At 72.6% G+C, this 21,689-nt stretch carries 23 protein-coding genes; 12 read left to right on the top strand and 11 right to left on the bottom strand.

Annotated features, from left to right (window positions below; translation table 11 throughout):
• Positions 1 to 3: 3 nt before the first annotated feature.
• From ACFY3L_RS12710 to ACFY3L_RS12685, 6 genes are all read right to left on the bottom strand, one after another.
• Positions 4 to 897: an ABC transporter ATP-binding protein gene (locus tag ACFY3L_RS12710; RefSeq protein WP_389322099.1), complete on the bottom strand. Its 894-nt coding sequence runs from the start codon at positions 895 to 897 to the stop codon at positions 4 to 6.
• Between the two features lie 201 nt (positions 898 to 1,098).
• The gene (locus ACFY3L_RS12705; protein WP_389322097.1) at positions 1,099 to 1,731 is read right to left on the bottom strand and encodes a maleylpyruvate isomerase N-terminal domain-containing protein; all 633 of its coding nucleotides are present in this window, start codon (positions 1,729 to 1,731) and stop codon (positions 1,099 to 1,101) included.
• Positions 1,728 to 2,648, bottom strand: a complete 921-nt coding sequence (locus ACFY3L_RS12700; RefSeq protein WP_389322095.1) for an ATP-binding cassette domain-containing protein — start codon at positions 2,646 to 2,648, stop codon at positions 1,728 to 1,730. Before ACFY3L_RS12700 ends, ACFY3L_RS12705 begins: the two co-directional genes overlap by 4 nt.
• Positions 2,645 to 3,427 (bottom strand): ABC transporter permease, encoded by a 783-nt coding sequence (locus tag ACFY3L_RS12695; RefSeq protein WP_389322093.1) that lies wholly within the window; start codon positions 3,425 to 3,427, stop codon positions 2,645 to 2,647. Before ACFY3L_RS12695 ends, ACFY3L_RS12700 begins: the two co-directional genes overlap by 4 nt.
• Positions 3,420 to 4,214, bottom strand: a complete 795-nt coding sequence (locus tag ACFY3L_RS12690) for an ABC transporter permease (protein ID WP_389322092.1) — start codon at positions 4,212 to 4,214, stop codon at positions 3,420 to 3,422. Before ACFY3L_RS12690 ends, ACFY3L_RS12695 begins: the two co-directional genes overlap by 8 nt.
• Before the next feature lie 6 nt (positions 4,215 to 4,220).
• Positions 4,221 to 5,186, bottom strand: a complete 966-nt coding sequence (locus ACFY3L_RS12685; RefSeq protein ID WP_389322090.1) for a helix-turn-helix domain-containing protein — start codon at positions 5,184 to 5,186, stop codon at positions 4,221 to 4,223.
• 70 nt (positions 5,187 to 5,256) lie between these two features.
• Between ACFY3L_RS12685 and ACFY3L_RS12680 the strand changes: the two genes are divergently transcribed.
• A complete protein-coding gene (locus ACFY3L_RS12680; protein ID WP_389322088.1) occupies positions 5,257 to 5,688 on the top strand; it encodes a rhodanese-like domain-containing protein in 432 nt (143 codons plus the stop codon).
• Here the strand turns inward: ACFY3L_RS12680 and ACFY3L_RS12675 are convergent.
• Positions 5,674 to 6,609, bottom strand: a complete 936-nt coding sequence (locus ACFY3L_RS12675; RefSeq protein WP_389322086.1) for a zinc-binding dehydrogenase — start codon at positions 6,607 to 6,609, stop codon at positions 5,674 to 5,676. The two genes, ACFY3L_RS12680 and ACFY3L_RS12675, sit on opposite strands and share 15 nt — an antisense overlap.
• Positions 6,610 to 6,652: 43 nt before the next feature.
• The gene (locus ACFY3L_RS12670) at positions 6,653 to 7,324 is read right to left on the bottom strand and encodes a class I SAM-dependent methyltransferase (protein ID WP_389322084.1); all 672 of its coding nucleotides are present in this window, start codon (positions 7,322 to 7,324) and stop codon (positions 6,653 to 6,655) included.
• A 116-nt stretch (positions 7,325 to 7,440) separates the two neighbouring features.
• Between ACFY3L_RS12670 and ACFY3L_RS12665 the strand changes: the two genes are divergently transcribed.
• From ACFY3L_RS12665 to ACFY3L_RS12625, 9 genes are all read left to right on the top strand, one after another.
• Positions 7,441 to 7,947, top strand: coding sequence for a (2Fe-2S)-binding protein (locus ACFY3L_RS12665; RefSeq protein ID WP_389322618.1), 507 nt, complete (start codon positions 7,441 to 7,443; stop codon positions 7,945 to 7,947).
• Positions 7,944 to 8,930 (top strand): FAD binding domain-containing protein, encoded by a 987-nt coding sequence (locus ACFY3L_RS12660; RefSeq protein ID WP_389322082.1) that lies wholly within the window; start codon positions 7,944 to 7,946, stop codon positions 8,928 to 8,930. Before ACFY3L_RS12665 ends, ACFY3L_RS12660 begins: the two co-directional genes overlap by 4 nt.
• Positions 8,931 to 8,935: 5 nt before the next feature.
• Entirely contained in the window at positions 8,936 to 11,041 is a 2,106-nt protein-coding gene (locus ACFY3L_RS12655) for a xanthine dehydrogenase family protein molybdopterin-binding subunit (RefSeq protein WP_389322080.1), read from the top strand.
• A 405-nt stretch (positions 11,042 to 11,446) separates the two neighbouring features.
• On the top strand, positions 11,447 to 12,430 hold the full coding sequence (locus ACFY3L_RS12650) for a LacI family DNA-binding transcriptional regulator (RefSeq protein ID WP_389322078.1): 984 nt from the start codon (positions 11,447 to 11,449) through the stop codon (positions 12,428 to 12,430).
• Complete coding sequence (locus tag ACFY3L_RS12645; RefSeq protein ID WP_389322076.1) at positions 12,427 to 14,031, top strand: FAD-dependent oxidoreductase; 1,605 nt, start codon at positions 12,427 to 12,429, stop codon at positions 14,029 to 14,031. Before ACFY3L_RS12650 ends, ACFY3L_RS12645 begins: the two co-directional genes overlap by 4 nt.
• Positions 14,032 to 14,057: 26 nt before the next feature.
• Positions 14,058 to 15,338, top strand: a complete 1,281-nt coding sequence (locus tag ACFY3L_RS12640; protein WP_389322074.1) for an ABC transporter substrate-binding protein — start codon at positions 14,058 to 14,060, stop codon at positions 15,336 to 15,338.
• Complete coding sequence (locus ACFY3L_RS12635; protein ID WP_389322072.1) at positions 15,335 to 16,219, top strand: carbohydrate ABC transporter permease; 885 nt, start codon at positions 15,335 to 15,337, stop codon at positions 16,217 to 16,219. The genes ACFY3L_RS12640 and ACFY3L_RS12635 overlap by 4 nt, the downstream gene beginning before the upstream one ends.
• Positions 16,209 to 17,039 carry a carbohydrate ABC transporter permease gene (locus ACFY3L_RS12630; protein ID WP_389322070.1) on the top strand — a complete coding sequence of 277 codons (831 nt, stop codon included), beginning with the start codon at positions 16,209 to 16,211 and terminating at the stop codon, positions 17,037 to 17,039. Before ACFY3L_RS12635 ends, ACFY3L_RS12630 begins: the two co-directional genes overlap by 11 nt.
• A gap of 102 nt (positions 17,040 to 17,141) precedes the next feature.
• Complete coding sequence (locus tag ACFY3L_RS12625) at positions 17,142 to 18,131, top strand: LacI family DNA-binding transcriptional regulator (RefSeq protein ID WP_389322068.1); 990 nt, start codon at positions 17,142 to 17,144, stop codon at positions 18,129 to 18,131.
• Positions 18,132 to 18,251: 120 nt separating this feature from the next.
• Here ACFY3L_RS12625 and ACFY3L_RS12620 read toward each other — a convergent pair whose 3' ends face one another.
• Together ACFY3L_RS12620 and ACFY3L_RS12615 are read right to left on the bottom strand one after the other, a co-directional pair.
• Entirely contained in the window at positions 18,252 to 18,608 is a 357-nt protein-coding gene (locus ACFY3L_RS12620) for an Lsr2 family protein (protein ID WP_389322066.1), read from the bottom strand.
• Positions 18,609 to 18,895: 287 nt separating this feature from the next.
• Complete coding sequence (locus ACFY3L_RS12615; RefSeq protein ID WP_389322064.1) at positions 18,896 to 19,411, bottom strand: TIGR02611 family protein; 516 nt, start codon at positions 19,409 to 19,411, stop codon at positions 18,896 to 18,898.
• 272 nt (positions 19,412 to 19,683) lie between these two features.
• On the opposite strand from ACFY3L_RS12615, the gene ACFY3L_RS12610 reads away from it, so the two are divergent.
• Positions 19,684 to 20,115, top strand: coding sequence for an SsgA family sporulation/cell division regulator (locus tag ACFY3L_RS12610; RefSeq protein WP_033356715.1), 432 nt, complete (start codon positions 19,684 to 19,686; stop codon positions 20,113 to 20,115).
• 153 nt (positions 20,116 to 20,268) lie between these two features.
• Here ACFY3L_RS12610 and ACFY3L_RS12605 read toward each other — a convergent pair whose 3' ends face one another.
• Complete coding sequence (locus tag ACFY3L_RS12605) at positions 20,269 to 20,556, bottom strand: DUF4873 domain-containing protein (RefSeq protein WP_389322062.1); 288 nt, start codon at positions 20,554 to 20,556, stop codon at positions 20,269 to 20,271.
• Positions 20,557 to 20,602: 46 nt separating this feature from the next.
• Between ACFY3L_RS12605 and ACFY3L_RS12600 the strand changes: the two genes are divergently transcribed.
• Positions 20,603 to 21,499 (top strand): diiron oxygenase, encoded by an 897-nt coding sequence (locus ACFY3L_RS12600; RefSeq protein ID WP_389322060.1) that lies wholly within the window; start codon positions 20,603 to 20,605, stop codon positions 21,497 to 21,499.
• Positions 21,500 to 21,689 lie beyond the last annotated feature (190 nt).

The raw sequence follows: 21,689 nt of genomic DNA, 5'->3' as shown, positions 1-21,689 counted from the left end.
CGATCACGCTCCGCTGAGGTTTCCGGTGAGGGTCAGGAACGCGTCCTCCAGGCCGGCGCCGACGACCTCCAGGTCCCGCAGCAGGCCCGCGGCGGCGAGCGCCAGCACGGTCGCGTCCGAGTCGGTGGTGGTGAGCACGACCCGCCCGTCGCGCCGCGCGACGGCGACGACACCCGGCAGCCGCTCGAACCCGCTCTCCTGCCCGTCCTGCGGCTCAGCCACGCTCACGGTGCGGACCGCGACCATCCGCTTCACGCTCGTGGCGGTGCCGTCGGCGATCACGCGGCCACGGTCCAGCACCACGATCCGGTCGGCGTTGTCGTCGGCCTCCTCCAGGTAGTGGGTGGAGAACAGGACGGTGCGCCCCTGGGCGGCGTAGCCGCGGATCGAGGCCCAGAACGCCCGCCGCGACTGCACGTCGAGCGCCGCCGTCGGCTCGTCGAGGATCAGCAGGTCGGGCCGGCCGATGACCGCCATCGCGAAGCGCAGCCGCTGCTGCTGCCCGCCGGAGAGCCGCTCCACGGTCCGCCCCGCGAGCCCGTCCAGGTCGGCGAGGGCGATCGCCTCGGCGACGGGCATCGGCCGCGGGTACACCGCGTGCAGGAACTCCAGGAGGTCACGCACGCTCGACCGGGGCGGGACGCCACCGGCCTGCGGCATCGCACCGACCCTGCCCCCGGCGACCGCGCGGGCGACCGGCCCGCCGAACAGCCTGGCCGTGCCGGTCCGCGGCGGCAGCATGCCGAGCAGCAAGAGCAGTGTCGTGGACTTGCCGGCGCCGTTGGGCCCCAGCATCGCGACGACCTCACCGGCCTCGATCCGCAGCGACACGTCCCGCACCGCGAGGCCGCCGCCGCTGTACGCATACGACACCCGATCCAGCTCGACCGTGCTCATGCCGCCGCCTCCGCTGCGCTACGGTGCCGGCCTGAGCCACACCTGGAGTGCCGATTCGCGGCCCCTCCGCCACGCTCCGACCCGCTCATACCCTGACGCTACGACCGGCCCGCCCGCGGCGGCAGGTCCGCCGGTACCCGACCGGCGGTGACAAATGTACTGGTGTGGATCTTGCGCCGGTACCGGACGGCGGGCGGTCGGTCAGGCGCGTTCGTGCAGGGGGCGGCCGTCCCAGCGCCACTCGGAGCGGGCCGGGTGGGTGGGGAGGGCGGCGCGGCCCGTGGCCCACAGCAGGAGCTCCCACGGGTCCGGGTGGTCGGGCAGGTCCGGGAAGAGGCGGTCCAGGGCGCGGGTGCAGAGGTCGGCGGGCGGGGTCCACGGCAGGGAGAGGCCGGCGGCGACGTCGAAGGTGTGGACGAGGACCTCGACGACGCCCATGGCGGCGAAGCCCGAGGCGTCGCTGACGCCGTACGGGTGGTACGCGCGCCGCGACGGCGGGGCGAGGGCCACGGCGCCGGCGAGCATCGTGGCGCAGGCGGACAGCGTGCGGAGCAGGCCGAGGGTGCCGCCGGAGCGCTCGACGAAGACGGTGCTGACGGGGCCGCCGTCGTACTGCGAGCGGTAGGCGATCGGCAGGTAGGCGGTCACCGGCGGATCGGGGACGCCGATCTGGGCGGCGTAGGCGAACAGGTCGTCGGCGGCGTGCTCGACGACCTCCCAGCAGGTCCAGGTGAGAGTGCCGGCAGGGCGGTCCCAGCCGTCGTCGGGGACGCCGGCGAGGGCCTGGCGGGCCAGGGACACCGAGCGCAGGACGTCGTCGGAAGAGGTGGTCACGACGCGTACAACCTCCGCACCACGGCTTCGATGTCGGGTTCTTCGATGGTCAGGTCATGCACCTGGGCACGGGACGCCACGACGGACAGGATAGCGGCGACCGTCGTCTCGCCGGGGGCGAAGGACAGGCGCTGGCGCAGCCCGCCGGCCTCGACGCCGACCAGGCGGGTGCCGGGGACGTCGACGAGATCGGGGGCCGGCTCGGTGAGGTCGAGCACGACGATGCGTTCGGCGCCGACCTGTGCGGCGAGCCCGGTGAGGGTGCCGTCGAAGGCGAGCCGGCCGTGGTCGACGACGAGGACGCGCTCGGTGAGCCGGCGCACGTCACCCATGTCGTGGGTGGCCAGCAGCAGGCTGGTGCCGTGCAGGGCGCGCTGCTCGGTGAGGAACACCCGCAGGCGCTCCTTGCTGAGCACGTCGAGGCCGATCGTCGGCTCGTCGAGGATGAGCAGCTCCGGGCCGTGCAGCAGCGCCGCGGCGACCTCGCCGCGGATGCGCTGGCCGAGCGACAGCTGCCGGACGGGGGTGTCGACGAAGTCGCCGAGGTCCAGGCGGTCGACGAGTTCGCCGGTGCGGGCGCGCACCGCGTCGGGAGCGAGGCGGTGGATCGCGCCGAGGGCCCGGAACGAGTCGCGCAGCGGCAGGTCCCACCACAGCTGGCTGCGCTGCCCGAAGACGACGCCGATGCGGCGGGCCAGCCGGCGGCGGTCGCGCAGTGGCTCCAGGCCGCACGTGCGGGCGGACCCGGAGGTCGGTCTGAGGATGCCGGTCAGCATCTTGATGGTGGTCGACTTGCCGGCGCCGTTGGCGCCGATGTAGCCGACCGCGGCGCCGCGCGGCACGCTGAAGGTCAACCCGTCGACGGCCGTCTTGGCCCCGAAGACCCGGCGCAACGCGACGGCCTCGATGATGTTCATGATCCGGCTCCCGTGTAGTGCCGCAGGCCCGCCCGCCAGCCGAGGAGCGCCACGATCCAGACTGCCGCCGCGGCGAGGGGCGAGCACCAGCCGAGGACACCCCCGGCCGGCAGCTCGAGCAGCGTCAGCACCGGCAGGTACGCGACGAACGCCGCCGGCACGACGAACGTGAACAGCACCCGGGCGGGCGTGGCGAACACGCTCGTCGGGAACTGCGCGGCGTAGTTGCCGCCGTAGACGAACGACGCGGTGAACTCGGCGCCCTCGACGAGCCAGAACTGCACGGCGGCGGCGCCGACGAAGAGCGCGGCGAACAGGGCGGCGCCGGCGCACACGGTCACGGCGAGCAGCGCCGCCTTCGCCGGGGTCCACGCCACGTCGGACGAGGCGAGCGCCACGACGGCGATGGCGGTGCCGGCCGCGGTCCGCCCGAAGCGGCGCAACGAGATGTCGCCGGTGATCAGCTGGGCGAGGACCGGCAGCGGCCGCAGCAGGAACGCGTCGAGCGTCCCGGCCCGCAGGTAGGTCGGCAGCGCGTCGAGGTGCCCGACGACCAGGTCGGCGAGGCTGAACGAGACGTGCCCGATCGCGAAGACGAGCACCGCGGCGGCGAAGTCGAGGCCGCCGAGCGCGGGCACGTTGGCGAAGATGACGTAGAGCTCGCCGAAGCCGCTGACCGTCGCGCCGAGGCTGGCGAAGACCTCGACCGCGAACGATCCCCGGTACACCGTCTGCGCCCGCATCCGCATCCGGACGAGCACCACGTACGGGTTATCCACCCTGGATCACCAGCTTGCGCGTGCCGAAGCCGAAGACGACCCGGCCGGCGGCGAGGAGCGCGGCGGCCCACGCGGCCTGCACGGCCAGCAGCCGCGCCGCGTCCCAGCCGGCGGCGTGCCCCATGAGGACGTCGATCGGGGTCTGCAGCATCGACGGGAACGGGCTGGCGGCGGCGACGGCGGCGAGCCACCCCGGGAACCAGGACACCGGCACGGCGAGGCCGCACAGGATGTTGGTGACCAGCAGGTACAGCGTCATCGGCCCGCGCAGGTCCAGCAGCCAGAACGCGGTCAGGTTGACCAGCCAGCGGCACGCGAAGGACACCACGACCGCGAGGGCGACGCTCAGCACGCCGAGGGCGTAGACGAGCGGGGCGCCGGGCAGGGCGAGCCCCGTCACCAGCGCGCCGACCGCGAGGGGCGGCAGGCCGCGGGGCAGGAACACGAACGCCGCCCGGCCCAGGTCGGCGGCGAGGTGGGCGAGCATCGGGTCGACGGGGCGGGCCAGGTCGACGGCGACGTCGCCGGAGCGGATGCGCTGCGCCAGCTCGCTCCACGCGAAGAAGTAGACCGGGCCGATGAGGGCCTGCCCGAGCCACACGTAGGTGACGCCCGTCAGCGCGTCGTAGCCGCCGAGGGTACCGCCGGCCGCGGCGACCGTCGCGGTGACCACCCCGGCGCGGATCAGCCCGAAGACGCTGTTGGTGAACGCGCCCGCGAACGCCGCCAGCCGGTAGGTCGACCATCGCCGGAACCCGATGCCGACGAGCGTCAACCAGAGGCGCACAGCGCGTCACACTACCGGGGCGACCCGGATCCGGAAGGCCTGCCGGTACGCCGACGGCGAGGTGCGCATCGTCGCGGCGAAGTGGTGCCGGTACGTGACCGGCGTGTCGAACCCGACCGCCGCCGCGATCTGCTCGATCGGGGTGTCCGTCGACTCGAGCAGCGCCAGGCTCGCCTGGACCCGCTGCCGGATCAGCCAGCGGATCGGGCTCGTGCCGGTGGTGCGGGTGAAGTGCCGCAGGTAGGTGCGCGGCGACATGTGCGCCTGCCGGGCGAGCACGTCGACGGTGAGCGGCTCCGCGAGGTGCGCGAGGGCCCAGTCGACGCTGCGGGCGATCCGGTCGTCACCGACGTCGGCGGGCATCGGCGCCTCGATGTACTGCGCCTGGCCGCCGTCGCGGTGCGGCTGCACGACGAGCCGGCGGGCGACGGCGTTGGCGATCGCGGCGCCGTGGTCGGCGCGGACGACATGCAGGCACAGGTCGAGGCCGGCGGCGCTGCCGGCGCTCGTCCACACGTCGCCGTCGGCGAGGTAGAGGACGCCGGGGTCCACGTCGACGGCGGGGAAACGCCGCCGCAGCAGGTCCGCGTAGCGCCAGTGGGTGGTGGCGCGCCTGCCGTCGAGCAGCCCGGCGGCGGCGAGCGCGAACGCGCCGGAGCAGATCGACAGGATGCGGGCGCCGCGGTCGTGCGCGGTGCGCAGCGCGTCGAGGACCGCGACCGGCGGGTCCCGGTGCACGTCGGCGACGCCGGGCACGATGACGGTGTCCGCGGCGGCGAGGTCCGTCAGGCCGAACGGGGTGGTGAGCGTCGCGCCGCCGATCATCGGCACCGGCGTGTCGCTCGGCGCGCACACGACCAGGCGATACCAGGGCCGGTCGAACTCCGGGCGGGGCAGCCCGAACACCTCCGTGACGATCCCGGTCTCGAAGGCCGACATGCCGGGATACACCAGGACGGAGACGTCGAGCATGGCGGTATCTTAGCGATGGGTGGCATTCACGCCACTGTTCTGCCGCCGGTACCGGCGACACCATGGGCGCATGACCAACACCGCCGCCATCGAGCACTTCGCCGGACGCCTGCGCTTCGAGACCGACGTCAGCGACGTCCACGCCGCGCTGGAGGCCCGCACCCCCGGCTACGTCGTCGTCGACTCGCGCGGCGCGCAGGCCTGGGCGCAGGGGCACCTGCCGGGCGCCGTCCACCTGCCGACGGCGGAGATCGCCGGACGCGCCGCCGGGCTCATCCCGCGGGACGCGCGGGTCGTCACCTACTGCTGGGGCCCCGGCTGCAACGGCGCGACCCGCGCGGCCCTGGAGTTCGCGAAGCTCGGCTACGACGTCCAGGAGATGCTCGGCGGCTACGAGTACTGGGTCCGGGAGGGCTTCACGTTCGTGTCGCCGGACGGCCCCGACCGGCGCCCCGCCGACGAGCTGACCGCCCCGCGCTGGGCCGTCTCATGTGACTGTTAGGACCGTCTTGCCGACGGCCGCCCTCGACTCGATCGCGGCGTGCGCGTCGGCGGCGCGGGCCAGCGGGAACGCCTGGCCGATCAGGGGCGCGAGCCGCCCGGCGGCGACGCCGTCCAGGGCGCGCGCCAGGTAGGCGCGGAACCGGTCCGGGGGAAGCTGGACCTCGTCGATCCCCGTCGCGGTGACGCCGCGGGACCGCGCGACCGAGGGGTCGGCGCTGGCGAACGCGCCGGCGGGGGTGCCGTGCGCGGAGAACCGGCCGCCCTCCACGACGAGGTCGAACGCGGCGCGGCCGTAGTCGCCGCCCGCGCCGTCGAGGACCACGTCGAGCCCGCCGGTCGCCTCCCACACCGCGTCCGTCCAGTCGGCGACGCCGTAGTCGACGACGACGTCCGCGCCGAGCGCCCGCAGCGCTCCGAGTTTCGTGGCACCGCGGGCCGCCGCCACCACCGTCGCGCCGGCGGCCCTCACGGCCTGGACGAGCAGCGCGCCCATCCCGCCCGCGGCGGCGGTGACGAGCACCCGGTCGCCGGCGACGACCTTCACGACATCCAGCAACGCCAGGGTGGTGACGCCGTCGTGCAGGACGGCGGCGGCGTCCCGCGGGTCGACCCCGTCGGGCACGTCGACGAGCTCGGTGGAGGCGACGGCGACCCGGGTCGCGTAGCCGCCGCCGGCGGGCCCGAGCCGGGCGACGACCCGCCTGCCGCCGACGGTGCCGGCGACGCCGACGCCCGGCCGGTACGGCGGCGTCACCGGGAAGTAGGCGCTGCGGCCGGCCCGGACCTGGGTCTCCAGCCACAGGGTGTCGGCGGCCTCGACGTCGACGATCACCTCGCCGTCGCCCGGGACCGGGTCGGGCACCTCACGCAGTCGCAGGACTTCCGGCCCGCCGAAGCGGGCGACCTCGATCGCCTTCATGCGCACCAGCTTCGAACGTGAAGCCACGTTGAGGTCAAGGGCCTCACAGCACGGCGGTGAACCAGCGCCGCCCGGGGTCGAGGTGACGCTCGAAGCGCAGGCCCGCGCCGGTCAGGGCGGCGTGCAGCCCGGCGCGGCTCAGCCGGCGAGTGGCGAAGCGGTGCGTCCAGACGGGGGCGTCCGGCGACCCGGTGTCGCGGTAGGTGCACATCGCCTGCAGCACGGTGCCGTCGTGGGAGAGCGGGGTGTCGGTCACCTCGATGCCGCCGATGCGGCCGCTGACGGGGCGCATGTCGGCGAACACGCGGTCGAACCACGCCGGCGGCAGCCACTGGATCACGACCCGGCCGTCCGCGTCGAGGTGCCGGCGGCAGGCGGCGAGGAGCCGGCCACGCAGCCGGTCGTCGGGGGTGTTGCAGAGGTGGCTCGCCAGCAGGACCACCGGGAACCGCCGGTCGAGGTCGAGCGTCTCGATGTCGGCGAGGACGGTGGTGGCACCGCGCACGTGGGCGAGCATGTCGGCGGAGTTGTCGACGGCGGTCACCGGATGGCCGAGGCGGGTCAGCGGGTGGGTGAGCCGCCCGGCGCCGCACCCCAGCTCCAGGATCTCCGCGCCCGGCGGGACGGCCGCATGGACGAGCGCGGGCTCGCCGGTCGCCGGAAGCAGCCGGTACAGGTCGACGGGGCAACCGTCCCGGGTGACTGCGCCGTTCACACCCTCACGGTCCCACAGTTCGGGTGACTTCGCGGACCCCGCGCGGGCGGGTGCGCATGGGTCGGGCACGGCTGGGCAGGACGTCCTCCGTGCAGAGACAGTTCACCGGCGACGTCATGCTCCACGTCAACGGTCACCCGCAGCAGCTGCTGGTCGACAACCGGGCGACCCTGCTCGACGTGCTCCGCGAGCAGCTGCAGCTGCCGGGCACGAAGAAGGGCTGCGACCACGGTCAGTGCGGCGCGTGCACGGTCCTGCTCGACGGCCGGCGGGTGAACAGCTGCCTGGTCTTCGCCGTCACCTGCCAGGACGCCGAGGTGACGACGGTCGAAGGGCTCAGCAGCCGCACCGCGACCCACACGGCGGCGCCGCCGGACGAGCGCCCGTCGCTGCACCCGATGCAGGAGGCGTTCGTGGCGCACGACGCGATGCAGTGCGGCTTCTGCACGCCCGGCCAGATCTGCTCCGCCGTCGGCATGCTCGAGGAGGTCTCGGCGCAGGAGGGCGTGACGCTGGACGAGCACGAGATCCGGGAACGGATGTCGGGCAACCTCTGCCGCTGCGGCGCCTACACCAACATCGTCGCCGCGATCCAGGCGTCGATCGGAGTGGCCGCGCGATGAAGCCGTTCGCCTACCAGCGGGCCGATGAGGCCGGGTCCGCCGTCGCCACGATGTCGCACCCGGGTGCGGCGTTCCTCGCCGGCGGCACCAACCTTGTCGACCTGATGAAGCTCGGCGTCACCGCGCCCGACCTGCTCGTCGACGTGACCGGCCTGCCGCTGCGGGAGATCGAGGCGCTGCCCGACGGCGGGATCCGGGTCGGCGCGCTCACCGCCAACAGCGACCTCGCCGCCGACCCGGTGGTGCGGACCAGGTTCCCGGCGGTCGCCCTGGCGCTGCTGTCCGGCGCGTCGGCGCAGCTGCGCAACCGGGCCACCCTCGGCGGGAACCTGCTGCAGCGCACCCGCTGCCGGTACTTCACCGACGTCACCAAGGCGTGCAACAAGCGGCTGCCCGGGTCCGGCTGCGACGCCCGCGACGGCGAGCACCGCGACCTGGCGATCCTCGGCGCCTCCCCGCAGTGCGTCGCGACGAACCCGTCGGACCTCGCGGTCGCCCTCGCCCTCGTCGACGCCCGGGTCGAGCTGCTGACGCCGGACGGGCCGGCGCAGATGAGCGTGCACGAGCTCTACCGGCTGCCCGGCGACCGGCCCGACCGCGACACGAACCTCCCGCCGGGGGCGCTGATCACCGCCGTGGTGCTGCCGGCCACCCCGATCGCCCGGCTGTCGACGTACCGGAAGGTCCGCGACCGCTCGTCGTTCGCGTTCGCCGCCGGGTCGGTCGCCGCCGCCCTCGACGTCCGCGACGGGATCGTGCGGGACGTCCGGCTGGCGTACGGGGCGGTCGCGCACCGGCCGTGGCGGGCGTACTCGGCGGAGCGGATGCTGCGCGGCGCGACCGCGACCGTCGACAGCTTCGAACGGGCCGCGGACGAGGAGCTCTCCGCGGCACGGCCGTTGCGGGACAACGCGTACAAGGTGCCCCTGATCCGCAACCTGACGGTCGGGGTCCTGCGGGGGATGACGGAGGCCAGCTGGTGACCACCGTGACGAGAAGGACGGCGCAGCCCGCGATCGGCGTGGCGAGCCCGCGCGTCGAGGCGTGGGACAAGGTCACCGGCCGCGCGCCGTACGCCGCCGACCATCCGGTGCCCGGCGCCGCCTACGCGTCGGTGGTGCAGTCGACGGTGGCCCGCGGGGTCGTCTCCGGCGTCGACACGTCGCGGGCGCTCGCGGAGGACGGCGTCCTGGCGGTCCTGTGGCACGGCAACGCGCCCCGCCTGGAGCCCGTCGGCGATCCGGAGCTGCTGGTCCTGCAGTCGCCGCGCGTCTCGTACCGGGGGCAGGTCGTCGCCGTCGTCGTCGCGACGTCGCCGGAGGCCGCGCGGGCCGGCGCCGACCTCGTGCGGGTCGTCGAGGGCGGGACCATCGCCGACACAGTGCTGCGGATCGACCATCCCGCGCTGTACCAGCCGGTGCAGGTCAACGCCGGCTACCCGGCCCGGTCCGCGGTCGGCGACGTCGACGCGGGGCTCGCCGCCGCGGCGGTGCGGATCGACGCGACGTACCGGACGCCGGCGGAGCACCACTGCGCGATGGAGCCGCACGCGACGACCGCGTTCTGGGAGCGCGGCTGCCTCTTCGTGTTCGACGGCACCCAGTCCTCCACGGCGGTCCACGACACGCTCGCCGGCCTGTTCGAGCTGCCGCCGTCGTCGGTACGCGTCATCAACGAGCACGTCGGCGGCGGCTTCGGCAGCAAGGCGGCGCCCAGGGCCAACACGGTCCTCGCGGCGATGGCGGCCCGGTTCGTGGGCCGGCCGGTGAAGCTGTCCCTGACCCGGCAGCAGCTCTTCGCGCTCGCCGGCTACCGCACGCCGACGATCCAGCGGGTCCGCCTCGGCGCGTCGGCGCAGGGCGAACTTCTCGCCATCGGTCACGACGCGGTCAGCCAGACGTCGCAGCTCGCCGAGTTCGTCGAGCAGAGCGCGGTGGTGTCCCGGCACATGTACGCCGCGCCGCACCGGCTCACGACGCACCGGGTGGTGGCGCTGGACGTACCGACGCCGGGTTGGATGCGAGCACCCGGCGAGTGCCCGGGGTCGTTCGCGCTGGAGTCCGCGATCGACGAGCTGGCGTCCGCCGGGAACTGGGACCCGGTGCGGCTCCGGATCGACAACGAGCCGCCGGTGCACCCCGAGGAGCGGATCCCGTTCTCCAGCCGGCATCTCGTCCAGTGCCTGGAGACGGGGGCGGAACGCTTCGGCTGGGCCTCCCGCGACCCGCGCCCCGCCGTCCGCCGCGACGGCGAGTGGCTGGTCGGCACCGGCGTCGCCGCCTCCACCTACCCGGCGATCACGATGCCCTCGACGGCCCTCGCCCGGGCCACCGCCGACCAGCGCTTCGACGTGGAGGTCAACGCCGCCGACATCGGCACCGGCGCCCGCACCGTCCTGCGCCAGATCGCCGCCGACGCCCTCGACGTGCCCCTCGAGTCCGTCGCGATCACCGTCGGCGACTCGGCGATCGGCCCCGCCCCCGTCGCGGGCGGCTCGATGGGCACCGCCTCCTGGGGCTGGGCCGTCACCAAGGCGTGCCGCCTGCTGCGCGAGCGCATCGACCGCGACCACGCCGGCACCATCCCCGCCGGCGGCGTCGCCGTCAGCGCCGACACCACCCTCGACGTCCGCGACCGGCCTTCGTTCGACCGCCACGCGTACGGCGCCCAGTTCTGCCAGGTCCGCGTCTCCACGATCACCGGCGAGGTCCGCGTCGACCGCCTCCTGGGCGTCTTCGCCGCCGGCCACATCGTCAACCCCACCACCGCCCGCTCGCAGCTCATCGGCGGCATGACCATGGGCCTGTCCGGCGCCCTGCTGGAGCGCTCCGTTCTGGACGCCCGCACCGGCGACTTCGTCACCGCCGACCTGGCCGCCTACCACGTGGCCGTCAACGCCGACGTCCCGCGCATCGAGGTCGTCTGCCTCGACGAGGAGGACCCCCACCTCAACCCCATGGGCGTGAAGGGCGTCGGTGAGCTCGGCATCGTCGGCACCGCCGCCGCCGTGGCCAACGCCGTCCACCACGCCACCGGCATCCGCGTCCGCGACCTGCCCATCGGCCTGGAGCACCTCGTCCCCAGCATCCGCTGACGTCCTGCCGGAGCACCGGCCCAGCGCCCGCGGACCGGCACGCCCGGCCGCTCCCGACGGAGCGAGCCGGCATCCCGCCGCACCGGCACATGAGCGGCACATGAGCGGTGGCGCGGCACCGAGGTGATCGGTCGCGGCACCGGCGGCAGGCGCGCCGGACCGCATCCGCTGAGCGCGGCCGTCCGGCGCGCCCAGCGACGGGTGTCGACCTTGCGAGTGGCCGGACCGCCATGCGGCCGGGGTCCGCACAGCCGTGCCGCGGCCCCACCGCCCCGGTTGATAATGCGTATTAGTCACTGACGCGAACGGGTAACGAAACCTTCGACGCTGCTTGACGACCCAGCGGGAGCGGGCGCAGGATTCGAGGCCACAGGTTGCTGATACGCATTAGCGAAGGGAATCGTCGTGGGGCGTCGGGTCACGCAGCGGGACATCGCGCGGATGACAGGCGTCAGTCAGGCGACGGTGTCCGTGGTCCTGAACGACCGGGCGGACAGCGGGGTCCGGATCGCGCCCGAGACGCGGCAGCGGGTGCTCGACGCGATCCGCGCCACCGGCTATGTGGCCGATGTCGTCGGGCGACGGCTGGCGGACCGCAGCAACCGGATCCTCGGGGTGTTCACGTACGAGCCGGTGTTCCCCAGCACGACCGCGGACTTCTACCACCCGTTCCTGGTGGGTATCGAGCAACGGGCCGAGGAGGTGGGGTGTGACCTGCTGCTGTTCACGTCGGGGCCGCACCGGATGCGGCTCGCCGACGGGTGCATCGTGCTCGGGCGGTCGATCGGGAAGGCGGAGCTGGCGCGGCTCGTCGGGGAGCACCACCCGTTCGTGAGTGTCGGGCGGCGGGACTCGCCGGATGTGCCGTACGTGGGAGCCGACTACGGGGCGGCGACCGCCGCGCTGGTCGCGAAGGCCGTCGCGCTGGGGCACCGGAGGTTCGCGTACGTCGGCACCGGTGGGCCCGCCGAGTCGCACCTCGACCGGCTGCGCGGATTCGCCGACGCGTGCCTGGCCGCCGGGGTGCACGCCACCCACCAGCCCCGGTGGACGCCCCTGGAGGCCACCGCGGACGTCACCGCGATCTTCCTGGAGGAGCCCGCCGACGCGGCCGAGCTCATCACCAACCTCCGCGACCACGGGCGGGACGTGCCCGGCGACGTGTCGGTGGTGGTGCTGGGCGAGCCGACCAGGGCCGGCGCCACTCCCCCGCCGCTGGACGTGACCAGGTTCCGGACGCCGCGCGGCGAGATGGGCCGGCAGGCCGTGGACCACCTGACCGGACTGGTCAACGGGGCGGACGGCGGCAAGCCCCGGCAGACGTTGCTGGCCTGCGAGCTCGTCGCGGGTGAAACCCTGAAAACAGCAAGATCGAGGAGAGACACGTGAAGGAGATCACGGCGGACGTGCTCGTCGTGGGCGGCGGGCTCGGCGGGGTGGCGGCGGCGCTCGCCGCGCTGCGGGCCGGCCGGACGGTCGTGCTCACCGAGGAGTTCGACTGGATCGGCGGCCAGCTCACCAGCCAGGCCGTGCCGCCGGACGAGCACTCCTGGGTCGAGCAGTTCGGCGTGACCGCCAGCTACCGGGCGCTCAGGGACGGGATCCGCGACTACTACCGCCGCTACTACCCGCTGACCGACGCGGCCCGGCGGTGGGTGCACCTGAACCCCGGCGCCGGCGGCGTGAGCCGGCTGTGTCACGAGCCCGTGGTGGCGAAGGCGGTGCTCGAGGCGATGCTCCAGCCGTACCGTGGCGGCGGCAGACTCCGCGTGCTGCAGCCGTGGAAGGCGACGGCCGCCGAGACCGACGGCGACCGGGTCACGTCGGTCACCGGCAGGCACCGCGACACCGCCGAGCAGACGGTCGTCACCGCGCGGTTCGTGCTGGACGCGACCGAGACCGGCGAGCTGCTGCCGCTGACCGGCACCGAGTACGTGACGGGCTTCGAGTCGCAGGACGACACGGGCGAGCCGAGCGCACCGGCGACGGCACAGCCGGCGAACATGCAGGCGGTCTCGGTGTGCTTCGCGATCGACCACGTCGACGGCGACCACACCATCGACCGGCCCGACGCGTACGGGTTCTGGCGCGCCTACGCGCCGCCGTTCTGGGGCGGGCCGCTGCTGTCGTGGCGCTCCCCGCACCCGCGGACCCTGGAGATCGTCGAGCGCAGCTTCACGCCCAACCCCGACGACGACCCGCTGCGGGTCGTCGCCGACCAGCGGCTCGACCCGGGCGACGCGAACCTGTGGACGTTCCGGCGCATCGCGGCCCGCAAGCTGTTCACGCCGGGCGCGTACGGCAGCGACATCACGCTCGTCAACTGGCCGATGATCGACTACTTCGAGGCGCCGGTCATCGACGCCCCGGACCCCGAGGAGCACCTGGCACGCGCCCGGGAGCTGTCGAAGTCGGTGCTGTACTGGCTGCAGACGGAGGCCCCGCGGCCCGACGGCGGCACCGGCTTCCCCGGCCTGCGGCTGCGCGGCGACGTCACGGGCGGCAGCGACGGGCTGGCCCAGGCGCCGTACGTGCGCGAGTCGCGGCGCATCCTCGCCGACTACACCATCGTGGAGCAGGACCTGTCCCACGCGGTGCGCGGCGACAAGGGCAGCGTCGTCTACGCCGATTCGGTCGGGATCGGCATGTACCGCATCGACCTGCACCCGTCCACAGGCGGCGACACGTACATCGACGTGCCGTCCAGCCCGTTCCAGATCCCGCTCGGCGCGCTGCTGCCCCGCCGGGTGGAGAACCTCCTGCCGGCGGCGAAGAACCTGGGCACGACCCACATCACCAACGGCTGCTACCGCCTGCACCCCGTCGAATGGAACATCGGCGAGGCCGCCGGCGCGCTCGCGGCGTTCTGCCTGAACCAGGGCACCACCCCCCGCGCCGTCCGGGAGGACCCGTCCCGGCTCGCCGATTTCCAGTCCCGCCTCACCGCCGACGGCGTCGAGCTGGCCTGGCCCGACGTCACCGCGTACTGAAGACACCCCACCTTCTGGAGACCCCCATGCGACTGAAAGCATCGCTGGCAATCGCCACCGCGGCCCTGCTCGGCCTCACCGCGTGCGGCTCGGGCGACAAGGACACGCCGAAGGACACCGGACCGGTTTCGTTGCGCATGACGATCTGGACCGCCAACGAGGCGCACCTGAAGCTGTTCAACGAGATCGCCACCGAGTACAAGGCCGCCCACCCGAACGTCACCGAGATCAAGTTCGACTCGCTGCCGTTCGACACGTACACCACCGCGCTGACCACCCAGATCGCCGGCGGCAACCAGCCCGACCTCGCCTGGATCCTGGAGAACTCCGCGCCCGACTTCGTCTCCTCCGGCGCGCTCGTCCCGCTCGACGACACGCTGAAGAAGACGCCGGGTTACCAGTTCGAGGACCTCGGCGCCAGCCCGATGAAGCTCTGGCAGAGCCAGGGGAAGCTGTACGCGTACCCGTTCTCGACCTCGCCGTTCGGCATGTTCGTCAACAACGACCTGGTGAAGAAGGCGGGCAAGCCCACGCCCGCGGAGCTCATCGCGGCGGGGAACTGGAACTGGGACACCGCGCTGCAGACCGCGTCGGCCGTCAACGCCGCCACCGGCAAGGCCGGGCTCGTCGTGCGGGACTTCGACTACAAGTCGTGGCAGAACCTGGCCAGCTTCTGGGGCGGCTGGGGCGCGCAGGCGTGGAGCGCCGACGGCAAGACCTGCGGCTTCGACAAACCCGAGATGGTCGAGGCGATGACGACGCTGCACAAGGCGATCTTCACCGACAAGGCCCTGCCGGGCCCCGGCGTCAGCGCCGACTTCTTCGCCGGTGACGCGGCCATGACGATCACCCAGATCAGCCGGGCGTCGCTGCTGAAGAACCAGTTCGGCTGGGACCTGGTGCCGCTGCCGAAGGGCAAGGTCGGCGACTACGCGGTGTTCGGCCAGGCCGGCATCGGGGTGTTCAAGAAGGGCAAGCACGCCGACGCGGCGCAGGAGTTCCTCGCGTTCATGACCAGCCCGGCGAACTCGGCGAAGCTCGCCGCGTACTTCCCGCCGCCGCGCACGTCGCAGCAGACCGCCGAGACGCTCGCGAAGACCAACCCGCTGCTCAAGCCCGAGCAGTTGCAGAAGGTCGTCGTCGACGGGATCGCCAAGGGTGCCGTCGGCCCCAGCCACGCCGGGTTCGCCGAGCTGTCCCAGACCGTCCGCGCCGGCCTCGACCCGCTGTGGCAGCCGCAGGCCGACGTCAAGGCGGTGCTGTCCGGCGTGTGCGCGAAGATCGCCCCGCAACTGGCGAAGCAGTGAACCTTCGGTCAAAGACCGCTGACCGGCTGGCTGGGTGGCTGTTCATCGCCCCCCAGCTGGCCGGCTCGGCCGTCTTCGTCTTCGCGCCGCTGTGCCTCGTCCTCTGGTACAGCCTGCACGAGTGGAACGTGCTCGCCGGCAGCTTCGAGTTCGTGGGCGGCGACAACTACCAGGCCCTGCTCGACGACCCGACCCTGCCGTCGGTGCTGCGGGCCACCGGGATCTTCTCCGTCGGGCTGGTCGTGTTCAACCTCAGCCTCGCGCTGCTGCTCGCCGTGCTGCTCAACCAGCGGCTGCGGGGGCTCACGGTGTACCGGACGCTGTTCTTCTCCCCCGTGGTCGTGTCGCTCGTCGCCTGGACGATCGTGTGGGGCTTCCTGCTGCAGTCCAACGGCGGCGTCAACGGCCTGCTCCACGCGGTCGGCGTCGAGGGTCCCAACTGGCTGCGGACCGGCCCGACCGCGATGGTGTCGGTGATCGCGGTGCAGGTGTTCAAGAACGTCGGGCTCAACATGGTGCTCTTCCTGGCGGCGCTGCAGGGTGTACCGGGTGAGCTCTACGAGGCCGCGCAACTGGACGGCGCGTCGGCGTGGACCCGGTTCCGGCGCATCACGGTGCCGATGATCAGCCCCACGATCCTGCTCACGTCGATCATCACGGTCGTCGGGTCGCTGCAGGTCTTCGCCCAGATCGCGGTGCTCACCCAGGGCGGGCCCGGCACGTCGACGACGGTGCTCGTCTACTACCTCTACCAGCAGGCGTTCCAGTTCCATCACTTCGGCTACGGCTCCACGCTGGCCATCCTGCTGTTCGTCATCGTGCTCGCCCTGACGCTCGTGCAGTGGCAGCTGCGCCGGAAGTGGGTCGTCCATGAGCAGTAGAGCCAAGGTGCTGGTGTACGGGGTGCTGTCGGTGCTCTGCGTGCCGTTCGTGTTCCCGACGTGGTGGATGGTCACATCGTCGTTCAAGCCGACCAGCGAGATCTTCGCCTACCCGCCGCGCCTGCTGCCCTCCGAATGGCATTTCGGCGCGTACCGGGAGGTGTTCCGGCTGCAGCCGTTCGCGGAGCAGTACTGGAACAGCCTGTACATCGCGGCGATCGTCACCGTGGGCACCATGGCGGTCGCGTCGATGGCCGGCTACGCCTTCGCCAGGATCCGCTTCCCCGGGCAGAACGCGCTGTTCGTGGTCGTGCTCACCGGCCTGCTCATCCCGAGCGAGGTGACGATCGTGCCGCTGTTCCAGCTGTTCAACCAGTTCGGGCTGATCGACACGCACTGGCCGCTGATCCTGGTGCCGATCTTCGGCGCGCCGAGCGTCCTGGCGACGTTCATCATGCGGCAGTTCTTCCTGACGCTGCCGAAGGAGCTGGAGGAGGCGGCGCGCGTCGACGGGCTCGGCCGGTTCGCCACGTTCCGGCTGATCGCCCTGCCGCTCGCCCGCCCGGCGCTGGGCGCGGTCGGCATCTTCACGTTCCTCAACAGCTGGAACCTGTTCCTGGAGCCGGTGGTGTACCTGTCGAGCAAGGACAAGTTCACGCTGCCGCAGGCGTTGACGCAGTACGTCGACGCGTACGGCGGGCCGATGTGGGACGTGCAGCTGGCCGCCGCGTCGCTGACCGCGCTGCCGGTGCTGGTCGTGTTCGTGCTCGCCCAGCGCCAGTTCGTGGAAGGGCTCGCCCACACAGGGCTCAAAGGGTGATAGACCTTCGCCTGTGAGCAGACTGGGACGCAGCGAAGGACTGCGCACCAGGACTGCAGTGCTCGGCTCGGGCCGGCGCCGGAGCGCAGCGGAGGTGGCGGCATGAGCAGACGGGTCACGCAGCGGGACATCGCGCGGATGACGGGGGTGAGCCAGGCGACGGTGTCGCTGGTGCTCAACAACCGCACCGGTGACGACGTGCGGATCGCGCCGGAGACCCGGCAGCGGGTGCTCGACGCGATCCGCGCCACCGGCTACGTCGCCGACCCGGTGGCGCGGCGGCTCGTCTCGGGGCGCAACCGGATCCTGGGCGTGTTCACCTACGAGCCGGTGTTCCCGAGCACGGCGGCGGACTTCTACCACCCGTTCCTCGTCGGCATCGAGCAGCGGGCCGAGCAGGTCGGCTGCGACCTGCTGCTCTTCACGTCGCGGGCCGACAGCCGGCGGATCTTCCACGCCGACAGCCGGATCGGGATCGCCGACGGCACGATCCTGCTCGGGCGGCGGGTCGACCGCGACGACCTGACCCGGCTCGTCGGCGAGGGGCACGCGTTCGTGTCCGTCGGCCGGCGCGACGACGCCGGTGGACCGGTCCCCTACGTGGGCGCCGACTACCCCGCGGCGGTGGCGGCGCTGCTCGGGCGGGCGGCGGGGCTCGGACACACCCGGATCGGGTATCTGGGGACCGGTGGCCCCGCGGAGTCACACGCCGACCGGTTGCGGGGCTTCCTCTCCGCCGGCAGGGGCTCGCTCGTCCACCTGCCGCCGCCGTCAACCGGATGGCTGGACGCGATCGGGCGGGAGCGGCTCACGGCCGTGTTCCTGGAGGAGTACGCCGACGCGGTCGCGCTGGTGGCGGCGGCCCGGGAGCGCGGGCTGGCGGTGCCCGGGGACCTGTCGGTGGTGGCGCTCGGTGAGCCCAGCGGCCTGGCGCCGGTGGACGAGACCATCACCAGGCTGCGGATTCCGCGCCGGGAAATGGGCTGGCAGGCCGTGGACCAGCTGACCGAGACGATCGAGAGCGGTGGTGCCGTGCAGCGGTTGCTGCCGTGCACCGTCCATCCGGGCGCGACGCTTAGCCGCATATTGTGATCGAGCCGCGACCCCTGCGGGGCCGCGGCTCGATCGCGTTTTCACCGGAATGCGATGCCGCATCGACCGGATTCTCAACCCGTGGAAATCCTGCGCCGATCCCGGACGGGTTGATCGTGTTTAGCGGCCGGCCTCGGCGTGGTAGCGGTCCACCACGTCCTGCTTGATCCGGCCCCGGTCGGAAACGTCGATCCCCTTGGCCTGCGCCCATTCCCGAATGGCACGGTTCTGGTCGCGGTCGCCGCGGGTGACGCCCCGGCCACGCACATCGCGGCCGCGCACGGTGCTCACCACGCCGCCCCGCCCGACCTTCGTCGCGGCGGCGACGAACGGGGCGACGGCGTCGCGGAGCTTCGCCGCGTTGGACGCGGACAGGTCGATCTCGTACTGCACGCCGTCGAGCGCGAACACGATGCTCTCGGCGGCCGGCTTGCCGTCGATGTCGTCGATCAGCTCGTGGATGACGCGTTTCGCCATGAGTGGCCTTTCTTCAGGTGCTGCCAATGCGTGCCGCATCACCGACACGTGCGTGCCCGCATCATTTGGACACGAACAAGATACTCAGCGGGATAGTACGCCCCGATCGGGGCGAGATTCCTCCCACCGTACCGTTTTCGCGCACCCGCCGCTGAATCGGACCGTCACGAAACGCATACAACATGAAACACGCACAATCGGTTAAGGTCGGCGAACCTCGTCGGCGAGTCACCCCGCCCGGATGTGCATGCCTCATCCCTGGCCCTCGCATGATCGCTGTCGTGAAGTCAGGCGAGCATCCGGAGCGACAGCAGCACCGCCGCACCAACGATGAGCAGCAGTCCTCCGACGGAGACGATCCGCACCAGCCAGGAACCCTCCCGTACCAGACGGGTCCAACGCTGCAACTGTCGTTTCGTAAATTGCAACAGCCGCCGCGCCCAGTGGAACTCCATCGCCAGGATCGCCAGCCCGCCGAGGATGACGAGCCATCCCGGCCCCGGCAGCGGCAGCAGCACCACGCCGACGGCGATGACGAGCGTGCCGGTGAACGCGACCACGATCTTCACGCCGAAGCGGCCGATCCGCGTCGCGTAGAGGCGCTCGCGCCAGCCCAGCAACCGGCCGGCGATTCGCCGCCACCGGTTGCCCGATCCCAGGACGGCCCGCAGGTCGGCCTCGGGCTCACTACCCGCTCCACCGCCCTGACCCGGCGCAGCGACACGCCGGAAGTCACCCTGCGGGGAGTCAAGCCGTCCGGAATCAGGCGTAACGCCCGACCCGTCCGCCTCACTGTCGCGCAATTTCCGTTCCCATCACTGGATAACCCGTCACTCCCACGAACCACTGGACGTTACCCGAATGAATTGGCGTACGGCCCACACGTGACGCCAAGGACCCCGGTCACGCTCTGAAAATCGGACATCGCGCGCACGTTGTTCGGTTGACGGCAAATCGGGCCCAGAAACACTACAGAGTGAGATCGTAGAATCACTACGCGTAACACTGGGAATCGCCTCAACATAAGAGAGGCGGGGCACGGCATGCTCCGCAGCGGTGCCGGGGGGAGTACGACATGAGCGCTATCCGACCATCGACCGTCGAGGTCGAGACATCCCTACGACTCGTCGCGCCCGACGCGACTGCTTTGCCGGTGCGAGCGAGCTTGCGCTACGACCCGAACGATCCGTACGCGGTCCACGTCCTCTTCCACGCCGAGTCGGCGGGGGGCGAACCGGTCAGCTGGTCCTTCGCGCGTGAGCTGCTCTTCACCGGTCTGGACGAGCCCGCCGGCATCGGCGACGTCCGGGTCTGGCCCTGGAACGGGCCGCGCGGCGACTTCGTCGCGCTGGCGCTGTCCTCGCCGGACGGCAACGCGCTGTTCGAGGTCCCACGCAGCGTGCTGGTGCGGTTCCTGCGCCGGACGTACAGCGTCGTGCCGCGCGGGCACGAGACGGACCACCTGGACGTCGACAACGCCGTCAACCGGCTGCTCGCGGGGCGCTGACTCGCAGCGCACAGTCACCGACCGCGAACCGCACCACCGGGACCGCGTCAAACGGGCGCCACACCGACGGCCATCCTCCGCGAGCAGCCCGCCAGCTGCCGAGGGTCCGGCCGAGGCGTGGCGCCCGACGTTTCCGCCGCTTTCCATCGCGCCTCACTCCATGGTGCACGGCGGAGCGCCGGTCCCGCCGCAGCGGACGTTGCCCCACGGGTCGATCTCCAGCAGGCGGGCCGGCACGGCGTCCGCGGGTGCGCACCGCAGCAGCACGTCGCGCCGGCCCGCACGCACCAGCGCCGGCACCTCCGGACCGCCGGCCAGCCGCCCGCCCCAGTGGTAGCGGCCGTTCAGCGGCTGGAAGTGCCCGCTCAGGTACAGCTCAACGGCGTGGACGGCGCCGTCGACGAGCAGCTCGGCCTTGACCGGTCGCGGTTCCTCAGGCATGGTACTGACAAGTACCAAGCCCTGCCGGAGCCGTCAAGGAGCAGCGATGCCGACCACCGACGAGCGCGAAGCCCGTGAGGCCACTGCCGCGCGGCTGCTGAAGATCTCCGCCGGCAACTCCTACGACCCCGACGTCGACATCGACTGGCGGGCGCCGCTCGACCCCGGCCGCATGTACGCGCCCGAGCACCGGCTGTCCCTGGCCGGCACCCCGCTGTGGGACGGGCTCACCCGCGAGCAGCGCGTCGAGCTGTCCAAGCACGAGGTCGCGAGCATCGCCAGCGTCGGCATCTGGTTCGAGATGCTGCTCATGCGGCTGCTGCTGCGCCACGTCAGCGACCAGGATCCGCGCACCGGCCACGTGCAGTACGCGCTCACCGAGATCGGCGACGAGTGCCGCCACTCCATCATGTTCGCCCGGATGATCGAGGCGTTCGGCACCCCCGCCTACCGGCCCGCTCCCCTGGAGCGCGCGCTGGGCAAGTACCTCGGCGCGACGGCCGGCGGCGTGCAGACCTTCGCCGCCGCGCTCATCGCCGAGGAGATCCTGGACGCCCTGCAGCGCGAGGCGATGGCCGACGACAGCCTCCAGCCGCTCGTGCGGATGGTGTCGCGGATCCATGTCGTGGAGGAGGCCAGGCACATCCGCTACGCCCGCGACGAGCTGGCCCGGCAGGTCGCCGGCGCCGGCCCGGTCAGCCTGGCCTACTCGCGGTTGATGATCGGGCGGGCCGCGTACACCGTCACCCACTCGCTGATCCACCCGGGCGCATACGCGGCGGTCGGCCTCGACCCGGCCCGGGCCCGCGCGGCGGCGTGGCGCAACCCGGCGTTCCGGGAGACGTTGCGCTGGTCGGCCGAGCGGATCACGACGTACCTGCAGGAGCTCGGCCTCGTCGCCGGCCCCGCCAAGCGCCTCTGGCGGTCGTCGGCCCTGCTGTAGCCGCAGTCGCCCGCCTTGCCGTGATCGCCGGCCCCGCTGTGGTCGCCGGCCCCGCTGTGGTCGCCGGCCCGGATGTTAGAGATGCAGATCACGGGACGGCGTGTGGTGGACGCGCTACTGTTTGGTGAGTCGGTGTGCTGTGTGTCCCCGGGCCTCACCACACTGCCTTCACGGAATACCGTTCGGCTGG

The sequence above is a fragment of the Dactylosporangium sp. NPDC000521 genome, from assembly GCF_042898305.1.
In the GTDB taxonomy this organism is placed as follows: domain Bacteria; phylum Actinomycetota; class Actinomycetes; order Mycobacteriales; family Micromonosporaceae; genus Dactylosporangium.
This window is presented reverse-complemented; position numbering and strand designations above follow the sequence as displayed.